This is a genomic window from Tomitella biformata AHU 1821 (genome assembly GCF_000524475.1).
In the GTDB taxonomy this organism is placed as follows: domain Bacteria; phylum Actinomycetota; class Actinomycetes; order Mycobacteriales; family Mycobacteriaceae; genus Tomitella; species Tomitella biformata.
In genome coordinates this window covers 20625-44371 of record NZ_BAVQ01000043.1, presented here as the reverse complement: position 1 = coordinate 44371, position 23747 = coordinate 20625, and the positions used below count along the sequence as shown (strand labels likewise).

The following is a 23747-nucleotide window of genomic DNA, read 5'->3' as shown; positions in this document are numbered from 1 at the left end:
CCCGGTCAGCTGGGAGTCGACGCAATGAACGCATTCCGCCACGGCAGTCTCGACGTTGCGACGTTCGTCGAGCTGCATCAGCTGTATGGCCGGCAGAGCCACCTGATCGACGAGGGCGACGCGCGGGCGTGGGCAACGACGTTCACGGCGGACGGCGAGTTCATCTCGCCCAGCTATCCGGCGCCTGTGGCCGGCACCGCGGCGCTCACGGACTTCGCGGACGCGTTCTTCGCCGACGCCGCCGCCGCGGGCGAGGCGCGCCGACACGTCATCACCAATATCGCGATCGACCGCGTGGGCGACGACGAGCTCGCGGTCCGCCTATACCTCCAGATTGTGGCGACCCGCAAGGGCGAGCAGTCCCGGCTGGTACGCCTCACCACCACGGCGGACCGCGTCGTGCGCGAGGGCGGGCAGTGGCGCGTCGCGTGCCGGACCGTGCGCCGTGACGACAACTAGACCCACACGCAATCACCAGACCATCCCCACCGTCACGAGAGTGAGATCATGACCCAGACCATCCAGAGCGAGAACCCGGGCCGCACCAACACCGAACAGCTGCGCGCGCACTATCCCGAGATGCTAGGCAAGGTCGCGGTGGTGACCGGCGCTGCGCAGGGCATGGGCGCGGTATTCGCGGCTGGCCTCGCCGCCCGCGGAGTGCACGTTGTCGCCGCGGACATCAACGAGGACCAGATGGCGGGCACGGCGTTGGAGATCAACGGCGGGCTCGGCGCGGCTGCGCTCGTGGACGAGCCGGGCCGAGTGGTTGCCGCCCGGGTGGACGTCACAGACACCGCCGGGCTCGACGCTTTGGCGGAGACCGCGATACAGGAGTTCGGCCGCCTCGACTTCTGGGTGAACAACGCAGGGATCTTCCCCTTCGGGCTGATCGAGGACATCACCCCGCAGCAGATCACGTCGGTCCTCGCGATCAACGTCCAAGGCGTCCTGTTCGGGGCGCAGGCCGCGGCCAAGCGCATGGCGCCGGGTGGGGCCATCGTCAATATGTCCTCTGTGTCAGCCACCCGCATCCGCAGGGGGCGCGGCGCCTACTGCACCTCGAAGGCGGCAGTCGCGCACCTGACCGAGTCGCTCGCCGTGGAGCTCGGCGATGTGGGGATCCGCGTGAACGCGATCGCGCCGGGCTACATCGACACTGAGATGACCCGCTGGGTGCAGCAGGACCCGGTCGCGCTCGAGAACGCGCTCAACGCGGTGCCGCTGCATCGGCTGGGCGCCCCCGAAGAGGTCTTCGGCGCGCTGCTGTTCCTGCTCTCGGACAGCGCCCGCTACATCACCGGCAACTCGATCGCAGTCGATGGCGGCTCTCAGCATGTCTGATGGGACATGTCCGCAGGTGGTGCTTGTCACCGGTGCGGCATCCGGCATGGGGGCCAACCACGCCCGGACCCTCGCAGCGCGCGGCAGCCACGTGTGCGTCGCCGACATCGAGGACCCCAGCCAGGTGGCGGCGGAGATCAGGGCGGCAGGCGGGACGGCGACGCCCTATGAGCTCGACGTCAGCTCCCCGGCCGCTTGGGCCCGGGTGGTGGACCAGATCCGCGCCGCGACTGGCCAGCTCGGTGGGCTGGTCAACAACGCCGGCATCTCCCGGCGGCTGGAGTTGATGGAGACCCCAGACGAGGTCTGGGAGCAGACTCTGCGCATCAACCTGTCCGGGGCGTTCTACGGCATGAAGGCGGTGGCGCCGTTTATGCGGGACAGCGGCGGCGGCTCTATCGTCAACATCTCGTCGATCTCCGGCCAGGTCGGCTACTTCTCGGCGGCCTACGCCGCGAGCAAGTGGGGGCTGACCGGGCTGTCGAAGTCCGCCGCCGGAACCCTGGCCAAGTGGCACATCCGGGTCAACTCTGTGCACCCCGGCCTAGTCGGGACGCCGCTGCTCGAGGGCGCGGACGCGTTCGTGGCGTCGTCCCTGGACAGCGTCCCGGCGGGGCGGATGGGCACCGTCGACGAGATCAGCGACGCAGTGGTATTCCTGCTGTCCGACCGATCTACCTACATGAACGGCAGCGAGGTCACCGTGGATGGCGGCCTTGTCTCGAATGGGCTGTACCACCGCATCCGTGCGGAGTCTGGAGTTCCACAACATGACCGAACAGATGTGTGACGTGATCGTCGTCGGCGGCGGCGGCGCCGGCCTGGCGGCGGCCGTGTCGGCTGCCGAGAAGGGCGCGTCGGTCCTGTTGTTCGAGGCCGAGCGCGAGTTGGGCGGCTCCACCTCGCTGTCCGCCGGCCTGTTCACGGCGGCCGGCACCAGCGTTCAACGCGGCCTGGGCATCGAGGACACGGCCGAGAAGTTCTACCAGCACTACATGGACCTGAACCATTGGATGCTCAAGCCCGGATTGATCCGGACATTCTGCGAGCAGGCAGGGCCGACGCTCGAGTGGCTGGTCGGGCTCGGCGTGGAGATCCCCGCCCTCGAGTCGGCGAATGCGCATATGCCGGGGCTGTGCCAGGCTGGCGTCGAGGATGTCTGGCGCGGACATGTGCCGAAGGACCAGGGCTATGGCCTGGTCCGGGCGCTGGACGGTAGACGCCGCGAACTCGGAATCGAGGCGATCTTGGGCACTCGGGTGCAGTCGTTGCTGATCGAGGACGGGCGGGTCGTGGGAGTAGTGGCCGACGACGTCGAGGTGCGCGCGGGCGCGGTCATCGTCACCACCGGCGGGTTCGCTCAGAACCCCGAGTTGCTGGACCGCTATTACCCTGATTCTCGGCTGGCCGGCGACGCGCTGTTCGTCGTCGCCGCGCCCGGCAGCCGCGGCGACCACCTCGTCTTCGGCGAGCAGGCCGACGCCGCGATCGCCGGCGACGGCTGGGGCCTGATCCTGCCCACCGCGTACTTCCAACGGTTCCACCACTGGCAGTCCGGCTTCCCCCCGAAGTCGCGGATCTACATCAATGGCCATGGTCGACGGTTCATGGACGAGGACGCATCCTACGCGGTCTCCACGGGCATCATGGCCGCGCAGCCCGGCAGCGTCTGGGCCGTGTTCGACGATGCCGGGCGCCTCGGCTTGCCAGCCGGGTACGCGGACTGGGACGCGGAGCGGGTGGCGGAGGAAGCTGCCGCCGGCCGCACCCTGCGGGCCGCGACGCTCACCGATCTCGCCGAGCTGATGGGAGTGCCGGCGGCGGCGCTCGAGAGCGCCGTCACCCGCTGGAACGCGCAACTTCCGCACGGTGTCGACGAGGATTTTCAGCGCGACCGCACCCTCGCGAACAAGGGGTCCACCGAGAACCCCGAGCCCATCGGGCAGGGACCCTTCTACGCCGTGATGATGCTCCCCGCCGAACTGGTGTGCACGCACGCGGGGTTGGAGATCGACAGTGCCGCGGCGGTCCTCGACCACAGCGGCATTCGCATTCCCGGCTTGTTCGCGGCCGGCGAGGCTGGCGCGGGCGTCCTCGGGCTTCGGTATGTCGGCGGCGGAAACGCGGTGGCGAACGCCCTCACGATGGGCCGGATCGCCGGCCAGAACGCCACGGATCTGCAGTCTGCCCGCATCTGAATCGGATCGATCGTGGGCACTACAACCAGTAATGAGGAATTCATGACCACCACGGAAACACTGGCGGACAATCCGTCCAGCAAGGAACCTTCTCCACAGTTGTCATCGGAGCAGGAGCAGCCCAAGCAGTCCCCGCTCAAGGTCGTCCGTGCAGCCGTTATCGGCACCGTGGTCGAGTACTACGACTTCGGCATCTACGGCTACATGGCGACCTTCATCGCCACGCTGTTCTTTGTGTCCGGCGATGACACCACCGCGCTGATGGAGACGTTCGCGACGTTCGCCGTCGCATTCTTCATGCGGATCCCTGGTGGCATCTTCTTCGGGCACATGGGTGATAAGTACGGCCGGAAGAACGCCCTCTCCTGGACGATCCTGCTGATGGTGATCGCGACGGCGGCGATCGGGCTGCTGCCCGGCTACGTGACCCTCGGCGTCTGGGCGACGGTGCTGCTGGTCCTGGCGCGCTGCCTGCAGGGATTCGCGGCGGGCGGCGAGCTCGGCGGCGCCAACGCGTTCGTGGCGGAGTCCGCTCCGACGCATCGACGGGCCACGCTGACCTCCATGGTCAACACCGGCACCTACATCGGGTCGTTGATCGCCTCGCTGCTGGTCCTCGCCCTGACCTCGGTGTTCACCGACGAGGAGATCCTCGACTGGGCTTGGCGCCTGCCGTTCTTGCTGAGCCTAGTGATCGGGGTCATCGGCGTGTGGATGCGCCGCAACCTGGAGGACACGGAGCAGTTCAAGGACATGGCGGACAGCGGTGAGACGAAGAAGGTCCCCGTGCTGGAGCTGTTGCGTACGTCGAAGGCGAGCCTGGTCAAGATCATCTTTCTCGGTGCGCTGATCACCGGCGGCTACTACATCGCGTCGGTCTACGCGGCCACCTACCTGCGCACCGCCGGTGGCCACTCGTCGAACATCGCCTTCCTCTCGACGTCGTTCGCACTGGTGCTCGGCGTGATCACCCTTCCGCTCGCCGGCTACGCCGCCGACCGCTTCGGCCGCCGGCCGGTGTTGTTCGCCGGCAGCGGCGCAGCCCTGGTGCTGGGCATCCCGATGTTCATGATGATGTCTGGCGGCAGCGTGTGGCAGGCCATTGTCGGGCAGAGCGTCCTGTTCATCGCGGTGTCGGTGACCAACGGCGCGTCCTACGTCACCTATGTCGAGATGTTGAAGGCCTCGGTCCGCTACAGCGGCCTGGCCCTCGGCAACAACATCACGAACACCCTGCTCGGGGGCACGGCGCCGTTCATCGCGGTGTGGCTGATCCACATGACGGGCCACTCGCTGGCGCCGGCCGGATACTTCGTCTTCTGTGCGGCGCTGACGCTGGGCGCGGTCTTCTTCATCACGGAGACCAAGGGCACGGAGCTTCAGACCGACTAGACGGACCCACATGGAGGGGCGCTCGGCCGGCCGTATCCCGCGGCGGACTGAGCGCCCCTCTTTGCCGTGTCCCGATCTCCGCGGCCACGCTCAGAGCAGACCCTTCACCCGAGCCACCTGCACCGCCTTGGTGCGGCTGTCGACCTCCAGCTTGTCGAAGATGTGCACTAGGTGCGACTTGACGGTGGCCTCGGAGATGGCGCACGCCCGGGCGATGTCCTTGTTGGAGTCGCCATGTGCCACGCACCCCAGGATATCCAGCTCCCGGCTGGTCAATGCCCTGTCGGGGGACTGCATCCGGCCCAGCAGTCGGGAGGCGACCACCGGTGCGAGCACGGTCTCGCCGGCGGCGGCGGCGTGGATCGCGCGGACCAGCGCGTCGGGGTCGGCATCCTTGAGGAGGTAGCCGGTGGCACCGGCCTCCACCGCACGCAGGATATCGGTGTCCGTCTCATAGGTGGTCAGGATCAGCACTCGGGGTGGGTGGGCGAGCGCGCGGATCTCGCTGGTGGCGGCCACCCCGTCGGCGCCGTCGCCCAACCGCAGGTCCATGAGAACCACATCAATGTTGCTGCCGTCCCGCACCCGCTGCACAGCCTCGGCAGCGTTGCCTGCTTCGGCGACCACCTCGATACCCTCGGCGACGCCGAGCACGGCACGCAGGCCTGCGCGGACGACGGGGTGGTCGTCCACCAACAGCAGTCGGATCACGGCTGGCTCTCAATCATGGGGGCCTCCAGGGGGATTGCGGCGTGCAGCGCGGTGCCGCCGCCGGGTTCGGATTCGATGATGACCTGGCCGCCACACTCGTGGATGCGGCCGCGCATGGCAGTGAGGCCGTAGCCGCTGCCGTCGGCGCGTGGCGGGGCGGCGGGGCCGGTGGCCTCGGCGGGGTTGAACCCGATGCCGTCGTCGATGATGTCGATGCTGACCTCGTCGTCGAGGTAGGTCAGGGTGATCGTGACCGAGGTGGGCTTGGCATGGGTGCGTGCGTTCGCGACCGCCTCCTGGGCCGCGCGTAGCAGCGCGACCTCGTACGGCAGCGGAATCTGTTGCGGCCGACCGTATTCCGCGAAGGTGGTGGGGATGCCCAGTGCGGTGGCTTCGGCGGCGAGGGTGCCCAGCGCCGAGCGCAGCCCGTGCTTCTCGATCACCTCCGGGCCGAGGCCTCGGACGAAGCGGCGGGTCTCGCTCAGCGCGGTCAGCGTGGTGTCGAGCGCTGTACGCAGCTGAGTCTGGTGGGCCTGGTCGGTCGCATCCTGGCCCATGGCGGCGCGCAGCAGCAGGATCACGCTGGCCAGGGATTGGCCGACGGTGTCGTGGATGTCGCGGGCGAGACGCTCCCGCTCGGCTAGGCGGCCGGTCTCGCGCTCCCGTACGGCGAGGGCCTGCTGGGTGCGGATCAACTCGTCGAGCAGCATCTTGCGCTCCTCGGACTGCGACCTGAGCCGCTGGTAGACCTCCGTCATCACGGCCGCGGAGGCGATGCCGATGACCGGGCCGAACACCGCGCCAGCCACCACGGCGCCCTGGTGCCAGGAGTATCCGACCACCGCGATCACGGCGACGAGGACCTCTAGGCCAATGGACCACGGCAGCGGGATCAGGTGCCACGCCAGCATCGCGAACAGGAACGCCAGCCAGATGAACTCCGAGGAGATCATCACCAGCGCGAGCCAGCCGACGAGCAGCACCAGCAGCCACACTCGCTGCCGGGTCAGGCCCTTGTCCCGCACCCAGGCCGCGCCCCCGTAGTACCAGGCGGCGACCACCGCGATGGCGACGGCGACCGATATGGGGGAGTCGGTCGTGGTGAGCGCGCGGATGGCCCCGAGCGTCAGCAGCACCGTGAACAGCACGTGGCCGGCGATCAGCACCGGGCGGTCCCCGCCGAGTGTTGCAGTCGAAGAAGTCACAGGTCCCAGTATCGCTCGCCCCGCCGAGTTTGCCGGCCTCTACAACTTTCGATGGATACGTGGCTGAGTCGATCGACTCTGCAAGACCAGACTCTTCCACGATGTTTCGGGCGGGGGGAGCTGTGAAGCTGGAAGCACACCAGCCAAGCACACATTCCAGTGTGAGCAGGAAAGGAACCCGCAGTGTTTATCGGTATCCGGGACATCAAATTCGCCAGGGGCCGTTTCGCCTTGATCGTCGCCGTCATCGCGATGATGAGCTTCATGGTGGTGGCACTGTCCGCGCTCACCAACGGCCTTGGCAACCAATCGATCTCGGCGGTGACCCGATTGCCCGGTAAGACGCTCGTCGTGCAGGCTCCGGCCGAGGGCCAGAGTCCGTCGCTCTCCGAGAGCGCGCTAGACCAGAGCGCCGTCCAGCAGCTGACGGCCGGTGGGGACGCATCGCGCCTGGGTATCAGCACCACCCGCCTGACGGTGGGGCAGAAGGCCTCCGCGGTGACGGTGTTCGGCGCGGACCAGACATTGGTTCCACAGCCCGAGTCGGGCGCACAGCCCGCGGACGGCGACATCATGATCTCGTCCGAGCAGGCCGATGATCTGGGTATCAAGCTCGGCCAGTCCATCACCGTCGGAGCGGAGCAGCTGACCGTCAGCGGTATCGCCGCGCCGGACTTCTTCGCCCACACGGCGGTTGCCTACACGACCGTTGGCACGTGGCAGACGCTGGCGCATGGCCAGGAGGTCAGCGCCGTGGTCCTGGCCGGCGGGGAAGCGCCCGCAGTGCCCGGCACCGACGCGATGGACATGAAGGACGCGACCGCCGCGGTGCCCGGTTACAGCTCCGAGCACGGCTCACTGCTGGCGATGCAGGCGATGGTCCTCGCGATCTCAGCACTGGTGGTCGGCGCCTTCTTCACCGTCTGGACGCAGCAGCGACGTCATGACCTGGCCGTGGTCCGGGCGATGGGCGGGGACAAGAGCTACCTGCTGAAGGACGGCATCGGCCAGGCTCTGCTGGTGCTGCTCGTCGGGCAGACGATCGGTGCGGTCCTCGGGATCGGCCTGGCGCTGGCCGCTGGCTCCGTGGTGCCGATCTTGCTCACCGTGAGCGGGGTCCTGCTGCCGATGCTTGCGATGGCCGCTCTCGGCCTGATCGGCGCGCTGCTCGCAGTGCGGACGGTCACCACAGTCGACCCGCTCGTGGCACTGCAGAACTAGAGCTCGCACTCAACACTTCAGGTAGAGGAGAAACACCATGAGTTTGTTCATCCAGAACGCCACCCTGACCTTCCCCGACGGCCGGGACCGGCTAACCGCACTCGACAAGGTGAGCCTCGGGGTGGCCGACGGCGAACTCGTCGCGCTGACCGGGCCGTCGGGCTCCGGGAAGTCGAGCCTCCTCGCGGTGGCCGGCACCCTGATCACCCCGGATTCCGGGACGGTGCGGATCGGTGACAAGCAGGTCGAGGACATGTCCGCCCGCGAGCGTGCCCGCATCCGCCGCGAGGAGGTCGGCTTCGTGTTCCAGGCGGACAACCTACTGCCCTCGCTGACGGCGGTGGAGCAGCTGCTGCTGACGGTGAGCATGCGGGGCGGCAAGCCTGCTAAGCACCGCGGCGAGGCGATGGCCCTGCTCGAGGAGGTCGGCATGGCGGACTCCGCAGAGCGCAGGCCGCACGAGCTGTCCGGCGGCATGCGCCAGCGGGTGAATATCGCGCGAGCGATGATGGGCACGCCGTCGTTGCTGCTAATCGACGAGCCGACGTCCGCGCTGGACTCCGAGCGCAGCCGCGCGGTGATCACGTTGATCGCAGAGCTGGTGCGCCGACGCAATCTGGCCGCCGTGCTCGTCAGCCACGATCTCGAATCGCTGGCTCCGGGCACACCCACCGGCGTCGACGCGACCGTGGTGATCACGGATGGCCGGATCGAGTCCGTGCAGTCGCATCTGGCCGCCGCCTAGGCCATCTCCGAAAGTGCTCATGCGTGTGCCCCCGCTGGCTTGCTGCCGGTGGGGGATTCACGCTGTGGAGCAGGGGTTATGCGACGAGGTCTTGATGCCGGCCGTCGGGCCCCAGCCATCGTCGAAGCGGGTCGAAATACAAGGGCGGCCGGAATGCCGGTAACCGGTCCGGCCCGATCACGACTTCCCAGCCGTCATGGTGGACGCTGCGGTGATGCTCGGTGCACAGGAGCACGAGGTTGTCTATCTCGGTGGGGCCCCGGTCGATCCAATGCTTGACGTGATGCGCCTCGGTCCATGCGGCGGGCCGGTCGCAGTGGGGGAACGCGCAACCCTTGTCGCGGGCGATCAGCGCGTGCCGGAGGCCGGCGGTGGCGAAGCGGGTGTGCGTGTTCACCGATAGCGGCGCGCCATTGGGGTCGAGACCGATGGTGAACAGCTCGCAGTCGCACGCGAGCCGGCGCGCCGACTCCTGGGACATCGACCCCATCCACATCGACCAGATCTCGGAGTCCTCGTTGAAGAGCTCGTCGTAGCGCTCCTCGGCTATCAGCTGTATCTTCTTCGCGTCGTCGAGTTCTGGCTGAAACAGGTCGCCGACAGGGATGTGGACGCTGATGCTGGTGCGGGCGCGGCCCTCGGGGCGTTTCGCGTCCTGCCAGGCGAGGTAGCGGCGCAGCATCTCGGTCAAATCGGCCATCCGCTTGCTGGCGGGGCGCCTGTCGTCGGCCCCGTCGGGCTCGGGCCGCGGGACTGCGAGGGGGTCGAGCGCCGCCTTCAGCATGGCGCCGGTCTCGCAGTCCACGTCTCCGGACAAGTACCAGCGCTGCTGCCAGCTTTGAGAGGCGTGCAGGGAGTTGCGCTCGACATCGTCGCCGGACGGGATGCCATCGTCGAATTTGTCGCGGATGTGGTTGATCATGGCGCGCAGCTCATCCGCGGAGGCGTTTCGGGCTTTCTTGAGCAGCTTGGTGCGGGCCCTGTTCTGCGCCTTCTTCGACATGTTCGCCGGGGTGTGATGCAGGAAATCGACGATCATTTTAGCGGAGCGCTGGCTGACCAGACCCTTTGCGTAGGCGCGCAGAACATTGGGGTCCGCAGACATGCGCAGCGACAACACCACGAGCGCCCGCGCATCGGACAACATCAGATTGCCGTGCCGGGCCAGCCACAGCGAGGTCCGCCTGATCGAGCCGCCGTTGACGGTGTCCCGCGTGGCCATCTGTGCCAGGTGGCGGAACCGGACGACCTCGGCGGCACGGATCACCGCCGAGGTCGCGGTCACGGTGGGGGCCAGGGAGTTCTCGAGGATCTGCCAATCGTCCGCGCGTAGCGGATGCGCGAGCAGGCTCGAAGTCTGCTTGTCTAGGCGGATCCCCGGTTTCCCCATGCCCGCAATAATACGCGAACACTCATTCTATTGGTGGGGAATTTAGCAACTTGACCTGCGATGATCAATGCTTTTGTCACTCGGGAACCAATGGTCACACCAGCCCCAGACCAGCCCCAGACCGGTCGCGGGGCGGGTCGGCCTATACCGACAGATCGCGGCGCAGCTTCGCTACATGTCCCGTCGCGCGCACGTTGTATTGGGCCACCTCGATCTTCCCTGCCTCGTCCACCAGGAACGTCGAGCGGATCACGCCCTGCACAATCTTCCCGTACAGCTTCTTCTCGCCAAAGGCTCCCCAGGCTGCCAGGGTCTCCTTGGAGGGGTCCGAGAGCAGCGGGAAGGTGAGCTCCTCGTGGTCCCGGAACTTCTGCAGCTTGGCGGGCGTGTCGGGGGAGATGCCGACGACGTCGAGGCCGGCGCCGTTGAGTTCGGCCAGGTTGTCGCGGAAGTCGCAGGCCTGCTTGGTGCAGCCGGGGGTGCTGGCGGCGGGGTAGAAGTACACGATGACCTTGCGGCCGAGGTAGTCGGAGAGGGACACGTCGTTCCCCTCGGCGTCGGGCAGGGTGAACGCGGGTGCCGCGTCGCCGACGGAGAGACGGGTTGCGGGCGCGGTTGAGTCAGTCATACTTACCGACATTACCGATCTGGTGGCGACGGCACGTCCCTGCCTGAATTACGGTGGTCGAGAACCGCACGACAGCCGATGGAGGACACGTGGCCAGGGACACCGAACGTATCGAGCGTGAGATCGAACGCGCCCGCGAGGAGCTTGCCTCAACTTTGGATGAGTTGACGGTGCGCGCAAACCCGAAGAGGGTGCTTGACGATGGGAAGCAGGCGCTGCTGGCCAAACTGCAACAGCCGCAGGTCCGCTACGGGCTGATCGGCGCCGGGCTGCTGGTCGCGGCGATCGTGGTCGTCAAGATCATCCGCTAAGAGATCCAGCCCGCACTGCCCCGCACCCGCGTTCCGTGAGGTGTGGGGCAGTTTTGTTGGCGGGAGGTACTCAAAAGTCAGTGAGATGCCTGTCACGCCGTGGCGGCGCTGTCGCTGGGCCATCGGAGCCGGGGCCGGGAAGTGGGCGCAGGGGGCGATCCGAGCGGACTGGAGGTTTGCTGGGGCGACTTGTCCTTGCCCGCAAATTGAAGCAGCCCCACCAGGTTTGACCTGGTGGGGCTGCTTTGTACGCCGTCGGGGGCTCGAACCCCGGACCCGCTGATTAAGAGTCAGCTGCTCTACCAACTGAGCTAACGGCGCGTGCGTGCCATGCGATTCCCGTTTCCGGTTGCTCGCTTGGTGCGGTTCAGAGATTAACAGGGTTGTGGCCAAGATGTGAAATCGGGCCTCATTGCACCGGTTCGGCGTGTTTCAAATGTAACGAACTGGCGTCTACTAACGAAGCAATAGTGCTGGTCAAACCAAAAACTGGCATACTTCAGGGCGGAGTCGTCATGGGAATGACCGGCTCCTCTCGTTATGTCACGGCCTTGAGTATCGGATCGTCCGCAGCTGTGCGGCCGACCCACATTGGATGCTGCAACGCCGAAGTTGGAGAAGTGGGAGTCCCGGATGTCTTTGCGTAACCGTTTGGCACGAGAGTCGCCGCGCCGGCTGAGAAAATCTATCGTCGCGATGGGCGCGCTCCTGAGCATCGGCTTAGTGAGCGCCAGCTGCACTGTGGCTGCTTCCAGCGCGGGAGGGGCCGACGCGCCCCCGCCCGAGCCGGTGGCGGTCTCGCTCACGACATCCGTGCCCGACGGCGAAGTGGGCGTCTCGCCCCTGGAGAACATCACGGTGACTGCCGCGGACGGCACGCTGACCGGGGTCACGATGACCAACCCGAAGGGCGTCGCTGTCACCGGGGACCTGTCCGCCGACAAGCTGACGTGGACGAGCAACCAGACTTTGGGCTACGGAACCACGTACACCGTGGAGACCAAGGCCAGGGGTGAGGCTGGCGCTGTCACCGAGCAGACAGACTTCACGACTCTCAAGCCGAAGAACCAGACCCTGGCTGCCATGCTGCCCAGCGGCGGGGCGACGGTGGGAGTGGGCCAGCCCGCTGTCGTGATCTTCGACGAGCCGATCACGGACCGCCAGGCGGCGCAGGACGCCATCACCATCACGGCCGACCCGCCGGTGGAGGGCGCCTTCTACTGGATGTCCAACGTGCAGCTGCACTGGCGTCCGGAGGCTTACTGGGCCCCCGGTACCCAGGTGCGCATCGACGTGAACACCTACGGCAAGGACCTCGGCAACGGGCTCTACGGCCAAGAGGACAACTACGCGACCTTCAACATTGGGGATGAGGTCATCGCGGTCGCGGATGACTCCACCAAGATGATCAACATCTCCGTCAACGGCAATGTCGTGAAGTCGATGCCGACCTCGATGGGCAAGAGTAAATTCGCGACGCCCAACGGCACGTACATCATCGCTGAGCGGCACGAGTCGATGATCATGGACTCCTCCACCTATGGCCTGGCCATCGACTCTCCAGACGGCTATAAGACCCCCGTCAACTGGGCCACGCGCATGTCCTACAGCGGCATCTTCGTGCATTCGGCACCGTGGTCGATGTGGGCCCAGGGCAACACGAACACCAGCCACGGCTGCCTGAATGTGAGCCCGGCGGACGCCCAGTGGTTCTACAACAACACCAAGCGCGGCGACATCACTATGGTGAAGAACACTGTCGGCGAGACCCTTGCGGGCACCGACGGCCTCGGGGACTGGAATATTCCCTGGTCCACGTGGAAGGCCGGCAACGCGTCAGCGTGAATGTCTAAAGCGAATTTCTAGCTCGACCCGATGGGCCCCCGCCCGACTGGTGGGGGCCCATTTCTCTGCCGTACCAGCGCGTACTTCCGCAAAGTGCTTGTTTAATAGGTTGGACGTCCGTATGGTGCATCAGGATGTGATCTGTCAGTCGGGGTGACGGGGTCAGAGATGACGGCCACACTGGCCGTCCAAGCGAACTGGAGCACTAGATGTCACGTTTGTCTCTGCGCAAGGCTGTGGCCGCAGGCCTGGGTGCCGCGCTGATCGGATCGGGTCTCACCGTCGGGCTGGGCGCGGGAGTGGCGAGTGCCGCGCCCGCGTGCGCGCAGAGCCAGGCGGTTACCGACAGTTGGGTTGGGTCGCTCGGGAGCGATTACACAGTTAGCAAAGAGGTCGTCGGTGACGGTACCGCCGCTCCCGGTAGCACCGTGACCTATCTGACGAAGGTGTCCGGGGCCGGTGCGCTGGTCAATGAGATCCGCGACTTCCACCCCGCCGGCTTCCAGCTGGTCAACGCGCGCCTGAACGTCAAATGGCTCATCGGCGGCCAGGAGTGGGAGGACGTGACGAAGACTGTGGTGACCGGCAATGACTCGGTGGTGGCCAAGGGCTCCGGCTGGACCACGGCTGGCGGGGGAGTCATTGCTCTGGAGACGACCTACAAGATCCCCGCCAACGCGGACGTGGGTGCCAAGATCGACAGTGGCGCCGGCGCGAACATCGTTCTGGCGGGCGGTGATTGGGACATCAACCCGATGGGTGTGTGCGTCACCATTCGCAACCCGAACGTAATCGAGGCCGGGGCTGGCAGCCTCGAGGGCATGGGCCTTGGCTCCGTCAACTCCGGCTCCGGTCAGGTCTTCGGCTCTCTCACGGACCCCCAGGGTTCGATGACCAATGTGATCAGCGGGGTCCTGGGTAACGTTCTCGGCGGCATGATCGGTAGCTGATCCCGTACCAACTCGCTGCCCTGCAGGCTGCAGTGGCGAAGGCCTGTCCGGATTACCGGGCGGGCCTTCGCTCTGGATTGGTCAGGTTGGTCCGGATTGGACCGGTTGGCAGGGCGTGTCGAAATTAGGATCCGAGGCTGAATGCCTAGGTGAGGGACTGCTGGCGGTCATCCGTGGGCATGCTTCCAGTAGCCGCAGAACATCACGCGGTCCTTGGGCAGCCCGGCGGCCACCCAGTGGCGGCGCACGCCGGCGGCGAGGGCCTGTTCTCCCACCACCCAGCCGTATGTCGGCTCCGTCGGAAGCTCTCTCCCCTCGACCTCGGCGAGCGCGAGGAGGCCCGGCGACTGGGCCGGATCAGTGCGGGCCAGCCAGGTCACCTCGACACCGTCGGGCCCGTTAAGCTCCTGCCGGTCGGCGTGGTCCGGGATCTCCACGATGGCTTGGCCCCTCGCGTCCCGGGGGAGCGCGGCGAGGATCCCGGCGACGGCCGGCAGGCCCGTCTCATCGGCCACCAGCAGGAGCTGCTCAGCGTCCTCCGGCGGGGCAAACCCGATCCCCTCGTCCAAGATCGCCACGGCATCGCCTGGCTGGCACGTCTGTGCCCAGCCCGAGGCCGGTCCGGCGGTGCCGTCGGCGGCGGAGCCATGGAGAATGACATCGATATCGAGCTCTGGGCCGTCGTCTCCGGTGGGACGGTAGGCGCGGACCGTGTAGTTGCGGATGACGGGACGTTCGGACTCGCTGATGGTCATAAACCGCAGGTAGGACACTGTGTCCAACTTCTTGGGGGCGCGATCCAGATTGCCGCCCTTAACGGGCAGGAATAGCCGGAACCACTGGTCGAACCCCATCGGGGCAAATCTTCCGATGTCGCCGTGACCGAGGGTGATCCGGCCGACGTTGGGCGAGATCTGCTCTCGGCGCAGCACCCGTAGCATCAACAGTTCGACCATGGCCGGCTTGATCGCCCTGGCCTTCAAATTCGTGCGTGCCATGTGCTCTCCCCGTGCTCGACTGACGTTGCATTTAGGGTAGCCTAACTCAGTGGTGGGTGGTGTGGGGTCGGCGCTTCTCGGCAGTTCGGCATCGTCTGGTTCCGCGACTGGTCCGGGCGGGCGAGCGGCCGGCTCGCTCACGGGATCCTCGGCGGGATGCGTGATAGCTGGACCCCGAAACGCACTGTGGCGCTTCCGTTTCCGGAAGCGCCACAGTGGATGGTGGGGTGAGCGACGGGGCTCGAACCCGCGACATCTGGGATCACAACCCAGTGCTCTACCAGCTGAGCTACGCCCACCATTTTGTCGCGATCAATGATCGCGACAACGATCAAGATACTAGCGCGCCGAACCCTCAAGAGTCGAATCGGGTCCGCGCTGATTATCGGCCGTCAGCTCGGCGGCGATCTCGGCGACGGCCGCGCTGGTGGGGCCGGGGTCGGCGACGAACGCGGTGCGGCGGTAGAACTTCAGCTCATTGATGGATTCGCGGATGTCCGCGAGGGCCCGGTGGGAGAGGCCCTTGCCTGGCTGGCCGAAGTAGATGCGCGGGTACCAGCGGCGGGTGAGCTCCTTGATGGAGCTGACGTCGACCATCCGATAGTGCAGGAACGTGTCCAGCGCAGGCATGTCGCGCGTGATGAAACCGCGGTCGGTGCCGATCGAGTTGCCCGCTAAGGGCACGGTGCCCGCGACGGGGATGTGCTGGCGCAGGTACTCGAGAACAAGGTTCTCGGCCTCCGCCACGCTCACCGTCGACGCGCGGACCTCCTCGGTCAGCCCAGATTTGGCGTGCATATCGCGCACCACAGGCAGCATCCCGTCCAGAGCCTCGTCGTCGGCGTGGATCACCACGTCGACGCCCTCGCCGAGGATATTGAGGTCGCCGTCGGTGACGAGGGCCGCAATCTCGATCAGCTTGTCGGAGCCCAGCTCGAGGCCGGTCATTTCACAATCGATCCACACTAATTTGTCTTGCACGGGCACCACCTTAGTTCGCGTCGTCACGCGAGTTGGCAGCGATCGGCGGATAAGGTGATTTCGCGAACACTGGCGGCCGACCCGAGGAGCCCCGAATGACCGACGACGCCACCGCTGGAACCCCGATTGCCCCGGTCCCGAATGCTCCGGTCCCGAATGCTGCAGCGCAGGAGATCGCGTCGGGGTATATCTCCGACGGCGTCGCGCTGGAGCTGGGCACAGTCATGGTGGACGGCGTCGTCGATCCGCAGGCGCGGGTGCGCATCCCCCTGGCGATGATGAACCGGCATGGGCTGATCGCGGGCGCCACCGGCACCGGCAAGACGAAATCGCTCCAGGTGATCGCGGAGCAGCTCTCGGCGGCCGGTGTGCCGGTCGTCATGGCAGATATCAAGGGCGACCTGTCGGGGCTGAGCCAGGCGGGCTCGTCGAACGAGAAGATTGAGCAGCGGGCGCGCGACACCGGGGACTCCTGGGCACCGATGGCGTGTCCGGTGGAGTTCCTGACGTTGGGGACCGAGGGCATCGGCATCCCGGTGCGGGCCACCATCACCAGCTTCGGGCCGATCCTGCTCAGCAAGGTCCTCGACCTCAACGCCACGCAGGAGTCCACTCTGGGCCTGATCTTCCATTGGGCGGACAAGCAGGGCCTGGCGCTGCTGGATCTGAAGGACCTGCGAGCGGTCATCACGCACCTCACAAGTGATGAGGGCAAGGCGGACCTCAAGGGCATTGGCGGCGTTTCCTCGGCGACGGCCGGGGTGATCCTGCGGGCACTGGTGAACCTGGAGGCCAACGGCGGCGACACGTTCTTCGGGGAGCCGGAGCTCGAGCCCGCCGACTTGATGCGTGTCGTGGACGGCAAGGGCGTGATCACACTGTTCGAGCTCGGCTCGCAACAGAACCGCCAGCAGCTGTTCACGACATTCCTGATGTGGATGCTGGCGGACCTGTTCCACGAGCTGCCGGAGGCGGGGGAGGTCGACAAGCCCAAGCTGGTGTTCATCTTCGACGAGGCGCACCTGCTGTTCACCGGTGCGTCGAAGGCGTTCCTCGAGCAGGTCGAGCAGACGGTGAAGCTGATCCGCTCGAAGGGCGTCGGCATCTTCTTTTGCACGCAGCAGCCGACGGACGTGCCGAACGGGGTGCTCTCGCAGCTGGGCGCGCGCGTCCAGCACGCGCTGCGGGCCTTTACTCCTGATGACCAGACGGCGCTGCGCAAGACCGTGAAGACCTACCCGAACACCGAGCACTACGAGATGGAGAAGGCCCTGACCTCGCTGAGCACCGGCGAGGCCATCGTCACCGTGCTCTCGGAGAAGGGCGCGCCGACGCCCGTCGCGTGGACCATGATGCGGGCCCCGCGCTCGCTGATGGACACCATCGGCAACGACGCGATCAAGGGGGCGGCCCTCGCAAGCCCGCTCTCGGCGAAGTACTCGGCGACGATCGACCGCGAGTCCGCCTACGAGAAGCTCAGTGCTTCTCTTGCACCCGCGCAGGCCGAGGGATTCCCGCCCGTGGACGCCGGCGCGGATACTGCGCCTCCCGCACCGGACGTGCCGCCTGCGTCTGAGGGCTCCGGTGCGGGGGAGATGATCGGCAAGGTGCTGGGCAATTCGGCGATGAAGAGCTTCCTGCGCTCCGCCGCGACGGTCGCGGGGCGGGAGATCTCGCGCAGCCTCTTCGGCACCGCCAAGCGTCGCCGCTGACACGGTATCGACATTTCAGACCAACACCCCCGCTACATGCGAGCTCCTTGACAGCGGCCGCAATCGTAGGTCCTATGGAGTGGTCCGACAACGTGATAGGCGCGATGGCACATCGCGACAATTAGGAGGAGTGGTTAGCGCATGGGCTCAATGGATTTTGGTGGCGGTGCCGAACTTTTCCCCGGCAGCGCCGAGGTGTTTCGCCCGCTCGAGGACTTTTTCAAACTCGTGATGGGCAGCATCGACCAGTAGTCCTAGCTGACTCGATGATCGCGGGCATCGGCCAGTCGGCCGATGCCCGCGATTGCGTCGTGCGGAGCTCTTAGCCGCCCAGCTTTTTGTAGAACGAGCCCACGATGGGTGCGACAATCGCGCGCGGGGTGTAGCCGTTGGCGACGGACATCGTCTTGCCGAGGATGCCGGGGACAACGCGCATCTTGTTGGCCCCCAACGCGTCCAGGGACAGCTTCGCGGTGTACTCGCTGGAGATCCAGAAGAAGTCCGGCACCATCTTGTCCACGATCGACATGTCTTCAGGCTTGGGGTCCTCGGTGCGGACCGGGCCGGGGGCGAGCAGCGTGACGTTGACGCCGGTCCCGCGCAACTCGCCGCGCAGGGACTCGGCGAAGGTGTTCGCGAACGCCTTGGTGGCGGCGTAGGTCGCATTATTGGGCACTGGGCTGTTGCCGGCGGCGGAGCCGGTGATGAGGATGCCGCCGATGCCGCGGGCGATCATGCCGGGCAGCACCGCGAGGGTCAGGTCATGGACCGCGACGGCGTTGAGCTCCACCTGCGCGCGCTCATAGGCGGGGTCCAGCTGGGCGATGGGCCCGAAGGTGGCGATGCCGGCGTTGTTGCACAGGATCGAGATGTGCCGCTCGGCGAGCTCGTCCAGGAGGATCTGGCGGGCGGCGCGGTCGGACAGGTCCACCCCGCGGACCTCGACCTGCACGCCATGCGCGGCGGTGAGCTTGGCCGCGAGGGCCTCCATCAGGTCGGTGCGCCGGGCCACCACGATCAGCGAGTGCCCGCGGGCCGCGAGCTCGGTTGCGAGGGCCTCGCCAATCCCGGACGAGGCGCCGGTGACGACGGCGCGGGCTTCGGGTGTGGGGGTCGGCAGTGCCATTCGGTTCTCCATAGCTAGATCAGGGGCGGCGGCTCAGGGAATCACCATCGTCTTGATGGACTTCCGTTCGTCCATCATTGTGTATCCGCTGGCGACCTGCTCGAGCGGCACAGCGTGATCGAACACGAGACCGGGCTGGATCCGGCCTAGCAGCACGTCGGGCAGCAGCTCATCGATATAGGGCCGCACCGGCGCGATCCCGCCCGCCACCCGGAGGTTGTGCGCGAACAGCTTCCCGATGGGCAGCGCGGGGTTCTCCGCGGGCACGCCGACGAAGCCGAGGCTGCCGCCGGGCCGGAGCACGGCCAGGGCCTGGCCCAGCGACTCTTGGGTGCCGACGCACTCCAACACGGAGTCCGCTCTACCGTCGAGCAGATCACGCACCTCTGCCGCGCCGTCAACCCCGCGGGCGGCGACGATGTCGGTGGCGCCGAAGCGCCGGGCCAGGGCCTGCCGGTCGCCGTGGCGGGACATCGCGATGATGCGATCGGCCCCGAGCCGGTGGGCGGCCAGCACCCCGCACAGCCCGACGGCGCCGTCGCCCACCACGACCACCGTCGACCCGGGCGCGACGTTCGCAGACACGGCGGCGTGGTGCCCGGTGCCCATCACGTCGGACAGCGCTAGCAGGTCCCGGTACATGTTGGGATCGGGTTGCTGGGGGAGTCGCACGAGGGTGCCGTCGGCGAAGGGCACCCGGACGTACTCGCCCTGGGCCCCGTCGAGTTGGACGCCGTGCGCGTCGACAGCGCCCCAGACTCCGAAGTTCTCGCACGAGGTGGTCAGCCCGCGCAAGCAGTTCTCACAGGTGCCGTCACTGTGGGTGAAGGGGGCGATGACAAAGTCGCCGACGCGTAAACCGGCCACCTCGGCCCCAGTCTCCTCGACCACGCCGATGAACTCGTGCCCGATGGGCCGCGGCTTCGGTGTCTCACGCACCCCGCGGTACGGCCACAGATCCGAACCGCACACGCACGCGCGCACCACGCGGACAAGGGCGTCGGTGGGCCGCTGGATGACTGGGTCCGGCCGCTGCTCGACGCGGACGTCGCGGGGGCCGTAGATCATAGTCGCGCGCATGGCGGGCTCCTTCTATTCGGCTCGTGCGGGTTGTGCTCGCTCGACACGCTCGCGCAGTTGGGCGTTGAACCGCAGCGCCGCGTAGGCGGCGAGCGCACCGAGGATGGTCAGCCCGATCCGCTCGATGTCGAGGAGCAGGGGATTGTTCGCCGCGTGGAAGCCGCCGAAGAGCACGGTGGCGGTGAGGAACGCGGCGTAGATCCAGTAGGTGCGGTCGGAGAGCAAGATAGTGCCCGACGCCGCCATGATTGTCAGGATATAGAAAACCGTGTTGTCGGCGACGACGAACGTCAGGATCGCCGCGACGGTGGCGCCGGCGAGGGTGCCGAGCACCCGGCCGCGCATGCGGGGGATGGCCTCCTGCACGGAGGGGATCAGCACCACATAGAAGGTGAGCAGCAGCCACCAGGCGTGGGTGCCGGGGAAGAAGTGCAGGCAGAGGAAGGTGCCGAGGATGGTCAGCGGGATCACCGTTGCGCCGAACCACCAGGAGTCGCGCGAGTTCAAGCTCTCCTCAAGCTCGCCGGGGAACGGGCGCAGGAAGATCGCGCCGGCCAGCGCCACCACGAGCCCGCCGCCGAGGACGAACCCGGCCACCGGCAGCGCGCCGGCGAGGGTGTGGGGCTCGTTGAAGGGCGCGGGAGCGTGGCTGAACACCTTGCCGTAGATGATGACGATGGCCGCCTGCGCCGCCACCATGCACATGATCGACGTCCAGCCGTGGCGGGAGCTGTAGACGATGGCGACGGCGAGCGCGGCCATCCACAGCACCGCCAGCGGGGTCGAGCCGCTGACGGCGACGCCCACGAACACGGCGACCGCGGTCGCGACGGCGCTGAGGACCGCAACGCGCGGCGACGCGAGGACCGCGGTGATGCCGGGCACGATGCCCATGTACGCGAAGCTGAAGCCGCCGCGCCACGAGGAGGTGAGCAGCAGCGCGATCGCGACGATCACCGTGAGCGCGACGCCCGCCATCCGGATTGTCGGAGGCTTGCGATGCTCGGGCGGTTCGGTGGGGCCTGGGGCGACCCCGGCCTCGACCGGGCCGTCGTGAATCTCGCGGCTACTCACCTGATCGCACTCCCATCCCCGCCAGCATGCCTACGTGACGGGGAGCCTATCGTGCGGTCGGCGGCGGGAATGGAGGGTCCGGCAGGAATGGGGACCGGATTCCCGTGTGGGGACGCTAGATTGTGGCGGCCAGCTCCGTGCCCTGCTTGATCGCGCGCTTGGCGTCCAACTCGGAGGCGAGGTCCGCCCCGCCGATCACATGGTGGGTGACGCCAGCCGTCTCGAGCCCGGCCACGAGGTCGCGCACCGAGTCCTGCCCGGCGCAGATCACCACGTTGTCCACGTCGAGCACGCGGGGCTTGCCATCGACGGTGATGTGCAGGCCGGCGTCGTCGATCCGCTCGTAGGCGACGCCCGTCAGCTCCTGCACGCCCTTGGCCCTCAGCGCCGCGCGGTGCACCCAGCCCGTCGTCTTGCCCAGGTCTTTGCCGATGCGGGTCTCCTTGCGCTGCAACAGGAACACCGTGCGGGGCGATGGCGCGGGGGCGGGGGTGGTCAGCGCGCCCACGGCGTCGGGGGCATAGGTCACGCCCCACTCGCGCATCCACTCGCCTAAGTCCATCGTGGGGGAGGACTCATGGGTGAGGAATTCGCTGATGTCCACGCCGATGCCGCCGGCGCCGATCACGGCCACGCGCTCGCCGACTGGCTTGCCACCGCGCACCAGCTCCGCGTAGGAGAGCGCCTTCGGGTGGTCGATGCCGTCGATGGCGGGGATGCGGGGGGTGACGCCGGTCGCGATGACCACCTCGTCGTACCCGGCCGAAAGCTCTTCGGCCGAGGCGCGTGCGCCCAGCTTGACGTCGACGCCGGTGAGCTCGAGCTGGCGCTCGTAGTAGCGGATGGTCTCCGCGAACTCCTCCTTGCCGGGGATGCGGCGGGCGATCTCGAACTGCCCGCCAATGCGGTCCTCGGCCTCGAACAGGGTCACGGTGTGGCCGCGCCGTGCCAGGTTCGTCGCGGCCGCGAGGCCCGCGGGGCCCGCGCCGACCACAGCCACCGTCTTGGTGCGGCGGGTGGGGGCGAGAGTTAGCTGGGTCTCGTGGCAGGCGCGGGGGTTGACCAGGCACGACGCCGTCTTGTTCTGGAAGGTGTGGTCCAGGCAGGCCTGGTTGCAGGCGATGCAGGTGTTGATCTCGTCGGCCTTGCCGGCGGCGGCCTTGTCCACCCAGTCTGGGTCCGCGAGCATCGGGCGGGCCATCGAGATCAGCTCCACCTGCGTGGTGGTGAGGATGTGCTCGGCGGTCTCGGGCATGTTGATCCGGTTGGACGCGCACACCGGGATCGCGACCTCCTCGGCCACGCGTGCGGTGAAGTCTGCGAACGCGGCACGGGGCACCGACGTGACGATGGTGGGCACACGGGCCTCATGCCAGCCGATGTCCGTGTTGAGGATGTTGACGCCGACGGCCTCCAGTTCCTGTGCGAGCGCGATGATCTCGTCCCAGGTCTGGCCTTTCTCGACCAGGTCCGCCATCGACAGGCGGAACATGATGATGAAGTCCGAGCCGACGGCGGCACGGGTGGCGCGGGCGATCTCCACGGCGATGCGGCGGCGGTTCTCGGCGCTGCCGCCCCACTTGTCGGTGCGCTTATTCGTGCGCGGGGCGAGGAACTGGTTGATGAAGTAGCCCTCGCCGCCCATGAGCTCGACGCCGTCATAGCCCGCCTCCTGGGCGAGCTCGGCGGAGCGTGCGAAGTCCCGGATGGTCTGGTGCACACCGCGTTCGGTGAGTGCACGGGGCTTGAACGGGTTGATGGGGGACTTGATCGCGGACGCGGAGACGCTCAGCGGCCAGTAGGAGTAGCGGCCCGCGTGCAACAGCTGCATGACGATCTTGCCGCCCTCGGCGTGTACGGCGCGGGTGACCTTGCGGTGGCGCAGGGCCTGGGTGTGCGTGACCATCGTCGAGCCCAGTGGCAGCAGCCAGCCGGTGCGGTTGGGGGCGAAGCCGCCGGTGACGATCAGGCCCACACCGCCACGGGCGCGCTCGGCGTAGAACGCGGCGAGGCGGTCGATGTTCTTGGCGCGGTCCTCCAGGCCCGTGTGCATCGAGCCCATGATCACGCGGTTGCGCAGCGTTGTGAACCCTAGGTCGAGCGGGGCCATAAGTGCGGGGTAGGAGCTCATGCGGTGAGGCCTTTCACGTCGTTGTGCAGGGCGGTCAGGATCTCGTCGTACCAGGCGATTAAGCCCTCCTCGAGGACGATGCCGCCCCTCTGGACCAGGTATTGGTGCAGGGCCATGCCGCTGAGCGTGCCCGGATCGGGGAACTCGCGGGCCTCCAACTGGCGGTACAGCTGGAGCCGCAGTTGGTGCTCCGTGCGATGGTTGCGCACGTCCTCCAGCAGCACGGAGAGATCGCCATGGGAGGCGCCGCGGATCTTCAGGCTCAGCTCGTCGCGCAGCACGGTGGGGCTGGACGGCTCGGCGAGCCAGCGGCGCAGCTCCACCCGGCCGTCGGCGCCGACGGAGTACACCTTCTTGTCGGGACGCCCCTGCTGGGGGACGGTCTCGCAGCTGATCCAGCCGTCGCCGTCCATCCGCTTGAGGGTGCGGTAGATCTGCTGGTGGCTGGCTCCGTAGAAGAAGCCGATGGACTTGTCGAAGCGTCGGGCCAGCTCATAGCCGCTGCCGGCGCGTTCGGCGAGCGCAACGAGGATCGCGTGTTCCAGGGCCATGCCGAAAACGTAGCAGTGCATCGAGATGCAGTGCAACTTGATGCATAGAGGCCAGCGTCGTAGGGCTGCTGGGCCGCCGGATGTGTGCTGGTCGCGGATTCGGGATATACAGGAGACGGAGACCGAACTCGGCGGCATGCGCACCGAGATGGAG

General features: G+C 67.2%; 22 protein-coding genes and 2 tRNA genes. 11 read left to right on the top strand and 13 right to left on the bottom strand.

From position 1 onward, the window contains the following. Positions 1-24 precede the first annotated feature (24 nt). Genes TBIF_RS13990 through TBIF_RS13970 form a run of 5 tightly spaced genes read left to right on the top strand, consistent with a single transcriptional unit; the run spans position 25 to position 4934 of the window. Complete coding sequence (locus tag TBIF_RS13990) at positions 25-459, top strand: nuclear transport factor 2 family protein (protein WP_024795410.1); 435 nt, start codon at positions 25-27, stop codon at positions 457-459. A 48-nt stretch (positions 460-507) separates the two neighbouring features. Next, positions 508-1344: an SDR family NAD(P)-dependent oxidoreductase gene (locus tag TBIF_RS13985; protein WP_024795409.1), complete on the top strand. Its 837-nt coding sequence runs from the start codon at positions 508-510 to the stop codon at positions 1342-1344. Next, on the top strand, positions 1337-2134 hold the full coding sequence (locus TBIF_RS13980) for an SDR family NAD(P)-dependent oxidoreductase (RefSeq protein ID WP_024795408.1): 798 nt from the start codon (positions 1337-1339) through the stop codon (positions 2132-2134). The genes TBIF_RS13985 and TBIF_RS13980 overlap by 8 nt, the downstream gene beginning before the upstream one ends. Beyond that, a complete protein-coding gene (locus tag TBIF_RS13975; RefSeq protein WP_024795407.1) occupies positions 2115-3542 on the top strand; it encodes an FAD-dependent oxidoreductase in 1428 nt (475 codons plus the stop codon). Before TBIF_RS13980 ends, TBIF_RS13975 begins: the two co-directional genes overlap by 20 nt. Before the next feature lie 42 nt (positions 3543-3584). Next, positions 3585-4934 carry an MFS transporter gene (locus tag TBIF_RS13970; protein WP_024795406.1) on the top strand — a complete coding sequence of 450 codons (1350 nt, stop codon included), beginning with the start codon at positions 3585-3587 and terminating at the stop codon, positions 4932-4934. Positions 4935-5024: 90 nt separating this feature from the next. On the opposite strand, the gene TBIF_RS13965 is transcribed toward TBIF_RS13970, so the two are convergent. Together TBIF_RS13965 and TBIF_RS13960 are read right to left on the bottom strand one after the other, a co-directional pair. Beyond that, the gene (locus TBIF_RS13965) at positions 5025-5645 is read right to left on the bottom strand and encodes a response regulator (RefSeq protein WP_024795405.1); all 621 of its coding nucleotides are present in this window, start codon (positions 5643-5645) and stop codon (positions 5025-5027) included. Beyond that, on the bottom strand, positions 5642-6850 hold the full coding sequence (locus TBIF_RS13960; protein ID WP_148302273.1) for a sensor histidine kinase: 1209 nt from the start codon (positions 6848-6850) through the stop codon (positions 5642-5644). Before TBIF_RS13960 ends, TBIF_RS13965 begins: the two co-directional genes overlap by 4 nt. A 183-nt stretch (positions 6851-7033) precedes the next feature. Here TBIF_RS13960 and TBIF_RS13955 point away from each other — a divergent pair, with 183 nt between their 5' ends. Then, entirely contained in the window at positions 7034-8071 is a 1038-nt protein-coding gene (locus TBIF_RS13955) for an ABC transporter permease (RefSeq protein WP_024795403.1), read from the top strand. A 37-nt stretch (positions 8072-8108) separates the two neighbouring features. Further along, on the top strand, positions 8109-8816 hold the full coding sequence (locus TBIF_RS13950; RefSeq protein WP_024795402.1) for an ABC transporter ATP-binding protein: 708 nt from the start codon (positions 8109-8111) through the stop codon (positions 8814-8816). A 76-nt stretch (positions 8817-8892) separates the two neighbouring features. Here the strand turns inward: TBIF_RS13950 and TBIF_RS23650 are convergent, their stop codons facing one another. Both TBIF_RS23650 and bcp read right to left on the bottom strand, forming a co-directional pair. Continuing rightward, the gene (locus TBIF_RS23650; RefSeq protein ID WP_024795401.1) at positions 8893-10206 is read right to left on the bottom strand and encodes an HNH endonuclease signature motif containing protein; all 1314 of its coding nucleotides are present in this window, start codon (positions 10204-10206) and stop codon (positions 8893-8895) included. Positions 10207-10348: 142 nt separating this feature from the next. After that, entirely contained in the window at positions 10349-10834 is a 486-nt protein-coding gene (bcp, locus tag TBIF_RS13940) for a thioredoxin-dependent thiol peroxidase (protein WP_024795400.1), read from the bottom strand. Positions 10835-10923: 89 nt separating this feature from the next. On the opposite strand from bcp, the gene TBIF_RS13935 reads away from it, so the two are divergent. Further along, complete coding sequence (locus TBIF_RS13935; RefSeq protein WP_024795399.1) at positions 10924-11145, top strand: DUF3618 domain-containing protein; 222 nt, start codon at positions 10924-10926, stop codon at positions 11143-11145. Positions 11146-11393: 248 nt separating this feature from the next. Here TBIF_RS13935 and TBIF_RS13930 read toward each other — a convergent pair. Further along, a tRNA-Lys gene (locus tag TBIF_RS13930) sits at positions 11394-11466 on the bottom strand. A 312-nt stretch (positions 11467-11778) separates the two neighbouring features. Here TBIF_RS13930 and TBIF_RS13925 point away from each other — a divergent pair. Continuing rightward, positions 11779-12990 (top strand): L,D-transpeptidase, encoded by a 1212-nt coding sequence (locus TBIF_RS13925; RefSeq protein WP_024795398.1) that lies wholly within the window; start codon positions 11779-11781, stop codon positions 12988-12990. 209 nt (positions 12991-13199) lie between these two features. Continuing rightward, a complete protein-coding gene (locus TBIF_RS13920) occupies positions 13200-13940 on the top strand; it encodes a hypothetical protein (RefSeq protein WP_024795397.1) in 741 nt (246 codons plus the stop codon). 167 nt (positions 13941-14107) lie between these two features. On the opposite strand, the gene TBIF_RS13915 is transcribed toward TBIF_RS13920, so the two are convergent. The 3 genes from TBIF_RS13915 to orn all read right to left on the bottom strand — a co-directional run bounded on the left by TBIF_RS13915 (position 14108) and on the right by orn (position 15919). Then, positions 14108-14938, bottom strand: coding sequence for a siderophore-interacting protein (locus tag TBIF_RS13915; RefSeq protein ID WP_024795396.1), 831 nt, complete (start codon positions 14936-14938; stop codon positions 14108-14110). Positions 14939-15161: 223 nt separating this feature from the next. Further along, positions 15162-15237: transfer RNA gene (locus TBIF_RS13910), tRNA-His, on the bottom strand. Between the two features lie 40 nt (positions 15238-15277). Next, positions 15278-15919, bottom strand: a complete 642-nt coding sequence (gene orn, locus TBIF_RS13905; protein WP_024795395.1) for an oligoribonuclease — start codon at positions 15917-15919, stop codon at positions 15278-15280. Positions 15920-16014: 95 nt separating this feature from the next. On the opposite strand from orn, the gene TBIF_RS13900 reads away from it, so the two are divergent. Then, complete coding sequence (locus TBIF_RS13900) at positions 16015-17631, top strand: helicase HerA-like domain-containing protein (RefSeq protein ID WP_024795394.1); 1617 nt, start codon at positions 16015-16017, stop codon at positions 17629-17631. A 322-nt stretch (positions 17632-17953) separates the two neighbouring features. On the opposite strand, the gene cmrA is transcribed toward TBIF_RS13900, so the two are convergent. From cmrA to TBIF_RS13870, 5 genes are all read right to left on the bottom strand, one after another. Further along, a complete protein-coding gene (gene cmrA / locus TBIF_RS13890; RefSeq protein WP_024795393.1) occupies positions 17954-18757 on the bottom strand; it encodes a mycolate reductase in 804 nt (267 codons plus the stop codon). 33 nt (positions 18758-18790) lie between these two features. Then, positions 18791-19837 carry a zinc-dependent alcohol dehydrogenase family protein gene (locus tag TBIF_RS13885; protein ID WP_024795392.1) on the bottom strand — a complete coding sequence of 349 codons (1047 nt, stop codon included), beginning with the start codon at positions 19835-19837 and terminating at the stop codon, positions 18791-18793. 12 nt (positions 19838-19849) lie between these two features. Continuing rightward, a complete protein-coding gene (locus TBIF_RS13880; RefSeq protein ID WP_148302272.1) occupies positions 19850-20911 on the bottom strand; it encodes an FUSC family protein in 1062 nt (353 codons plus the stop codon). A gap of 115 nt (positions 20912-21026) precedes the next feature. Next, positions 21027-23042: an NADPH-dependent 2,4-dienoyl-CoA reductase gene (locus tag TBIF_RS13875; protein ID WP_024795390.1), complete on the bottom strand. Its 2016-nt coding sequence runs from the start codon at positions 23040-23042 to the stop codon at positions 21027-21029. Further along, positions 23039-23593 carry a PadR family transcriptional regulator gene (locus TBIF_RS13870; RefSeq protein ID WP_024795389.1) on the bottom strand — a complete coding sequence of 185 codons (555 nt, stop codon included), beginning with the start codon at positions 23591-23593 and terminating at the stop codon, positions 23039-23041. The genes TBIF_RS13875 and TBIF_RS13870 overlap by 4 nt, the downstream gene beginning before the upstream one ends. Between the last annotated feature and the right edge of the window lie 154 nt (positions 23594-23747).

Excerpts from the sequence above, each read along its gene's own strand:
- TBIF_RS13990 (WP_024795410.1), top strand. The coding sequence starts at position 25 with ATGAACGCATTCCGCCACGGCAGTCTCGACGTTGCGACGTTCGTCGAG.
- TBIF_RS13985 (WP_024795409.1), top strand. The coding sequence starts at position 508 with ATGACCCAGACCATCCAGAGCGAGAACCCGGGCCGCACCAACACCGAA.
- TBIF_RS13980 (WP_024795408.1), top strand. The coding sequence starts at position 1,337 with ATGTCTGATGGGACATGTCCGCAGGTGGTGCTTGTCACCGGTGCGGCA.
- TBIF_RS13975 (WP_024795407.1), top strand. The coding sequence starts at position 2,115 with ATGACCGAACAGATGTGTGACGTGATCGTCGTCGGCGGCGGCGGCGCC.
- TBIF_RS13970 (WP_024795406.1), top strand. The coding sequence starts at position 3,585 with ATGACCACCACGGAAACACTGGCGGACAATCCGTCCAGCAAGGAACCT.
- TBIF_RS13950 (WP_024795402.1), top strand. The coding sequence starts at position 8,109 with ATGAGTTTGTTCATCCAGAACGCCACCCTGACCTTCCCCGACGGCCGG.
- TBIF_RS23650 (WP_024795401.1), bottom strand. The coding sequence starts at position 10,206 with ATGGGGAAACCGGGGATCCGCCTAGACAAGCAGACTTCGAGCCTGCTC.
- bcp (WP_024795400.1), bottom strand. The coding sequence starts at position 10,834 with ATGACTGACTCAACCGCGCCCGCAACCCGTCTCTCCGTCGGCGACGCG.
- TBIF_RS13925 (WP_024795398.1), top strand. The coding sequence starts at position 11,779 with ATGTCTTTGCGTAACCGTTTGGCACGAGAGTCGCCGCGCCGGCTGAGA.
- TBIF_RS13920 (WP_024795397.1), top strand. The coding sequence starts at position 13,200 with ATGTCACGTTTGTCTCTGCGCAAGGCTGTGGCCGCAGGCCTGGGTGCC.
- TBIF_RS13915 (WP_024795396.1), bottom strand. The coding sequence starts at position 14,938 with ATGGCACGCACGAATTTGAAGGCCAGGGCGATCAAGCCGGCCATGGTC.
- TBIF_RS13900 (WP_024795394.1), top strand. The coding sequence starts at position 16,015 with ATGACCGACGACGCCACCGCTGGAACCCCGATTGCCCCGGTCCCGAAT.
- cmrA (WP_024795393.1), bottom strand. The coding sequence starts at position 18,757 with ATGGCACTGCCGACCCCCACACCCGAAGCCCGCGCCGTCGTCACCGGC.
- TBIF_RS13885 (WP_024795392.1), bottom strand. The coding sequence starts at position 19,837 with ATGCGCGCGACTATGATCTACGGCCCCCGCGACGTCCGCGTCGAGCAG.
- TBIF_RS13875 (WP_024795390.1), bottom strand. The coding sequence starts at position 23,042 with ATGAGCTCCTACCCCGCACTTATGGCCCCGCTCGACCTAGGGTTCACA.
- TBIF_RS13870 (WP_024795389.1), bottom strand. The coding sequence starts at position 23,593 with ATGGCCCTGGAACACGCGATCCTCGTTGCGCTCGCCGAACGCGCCGGC.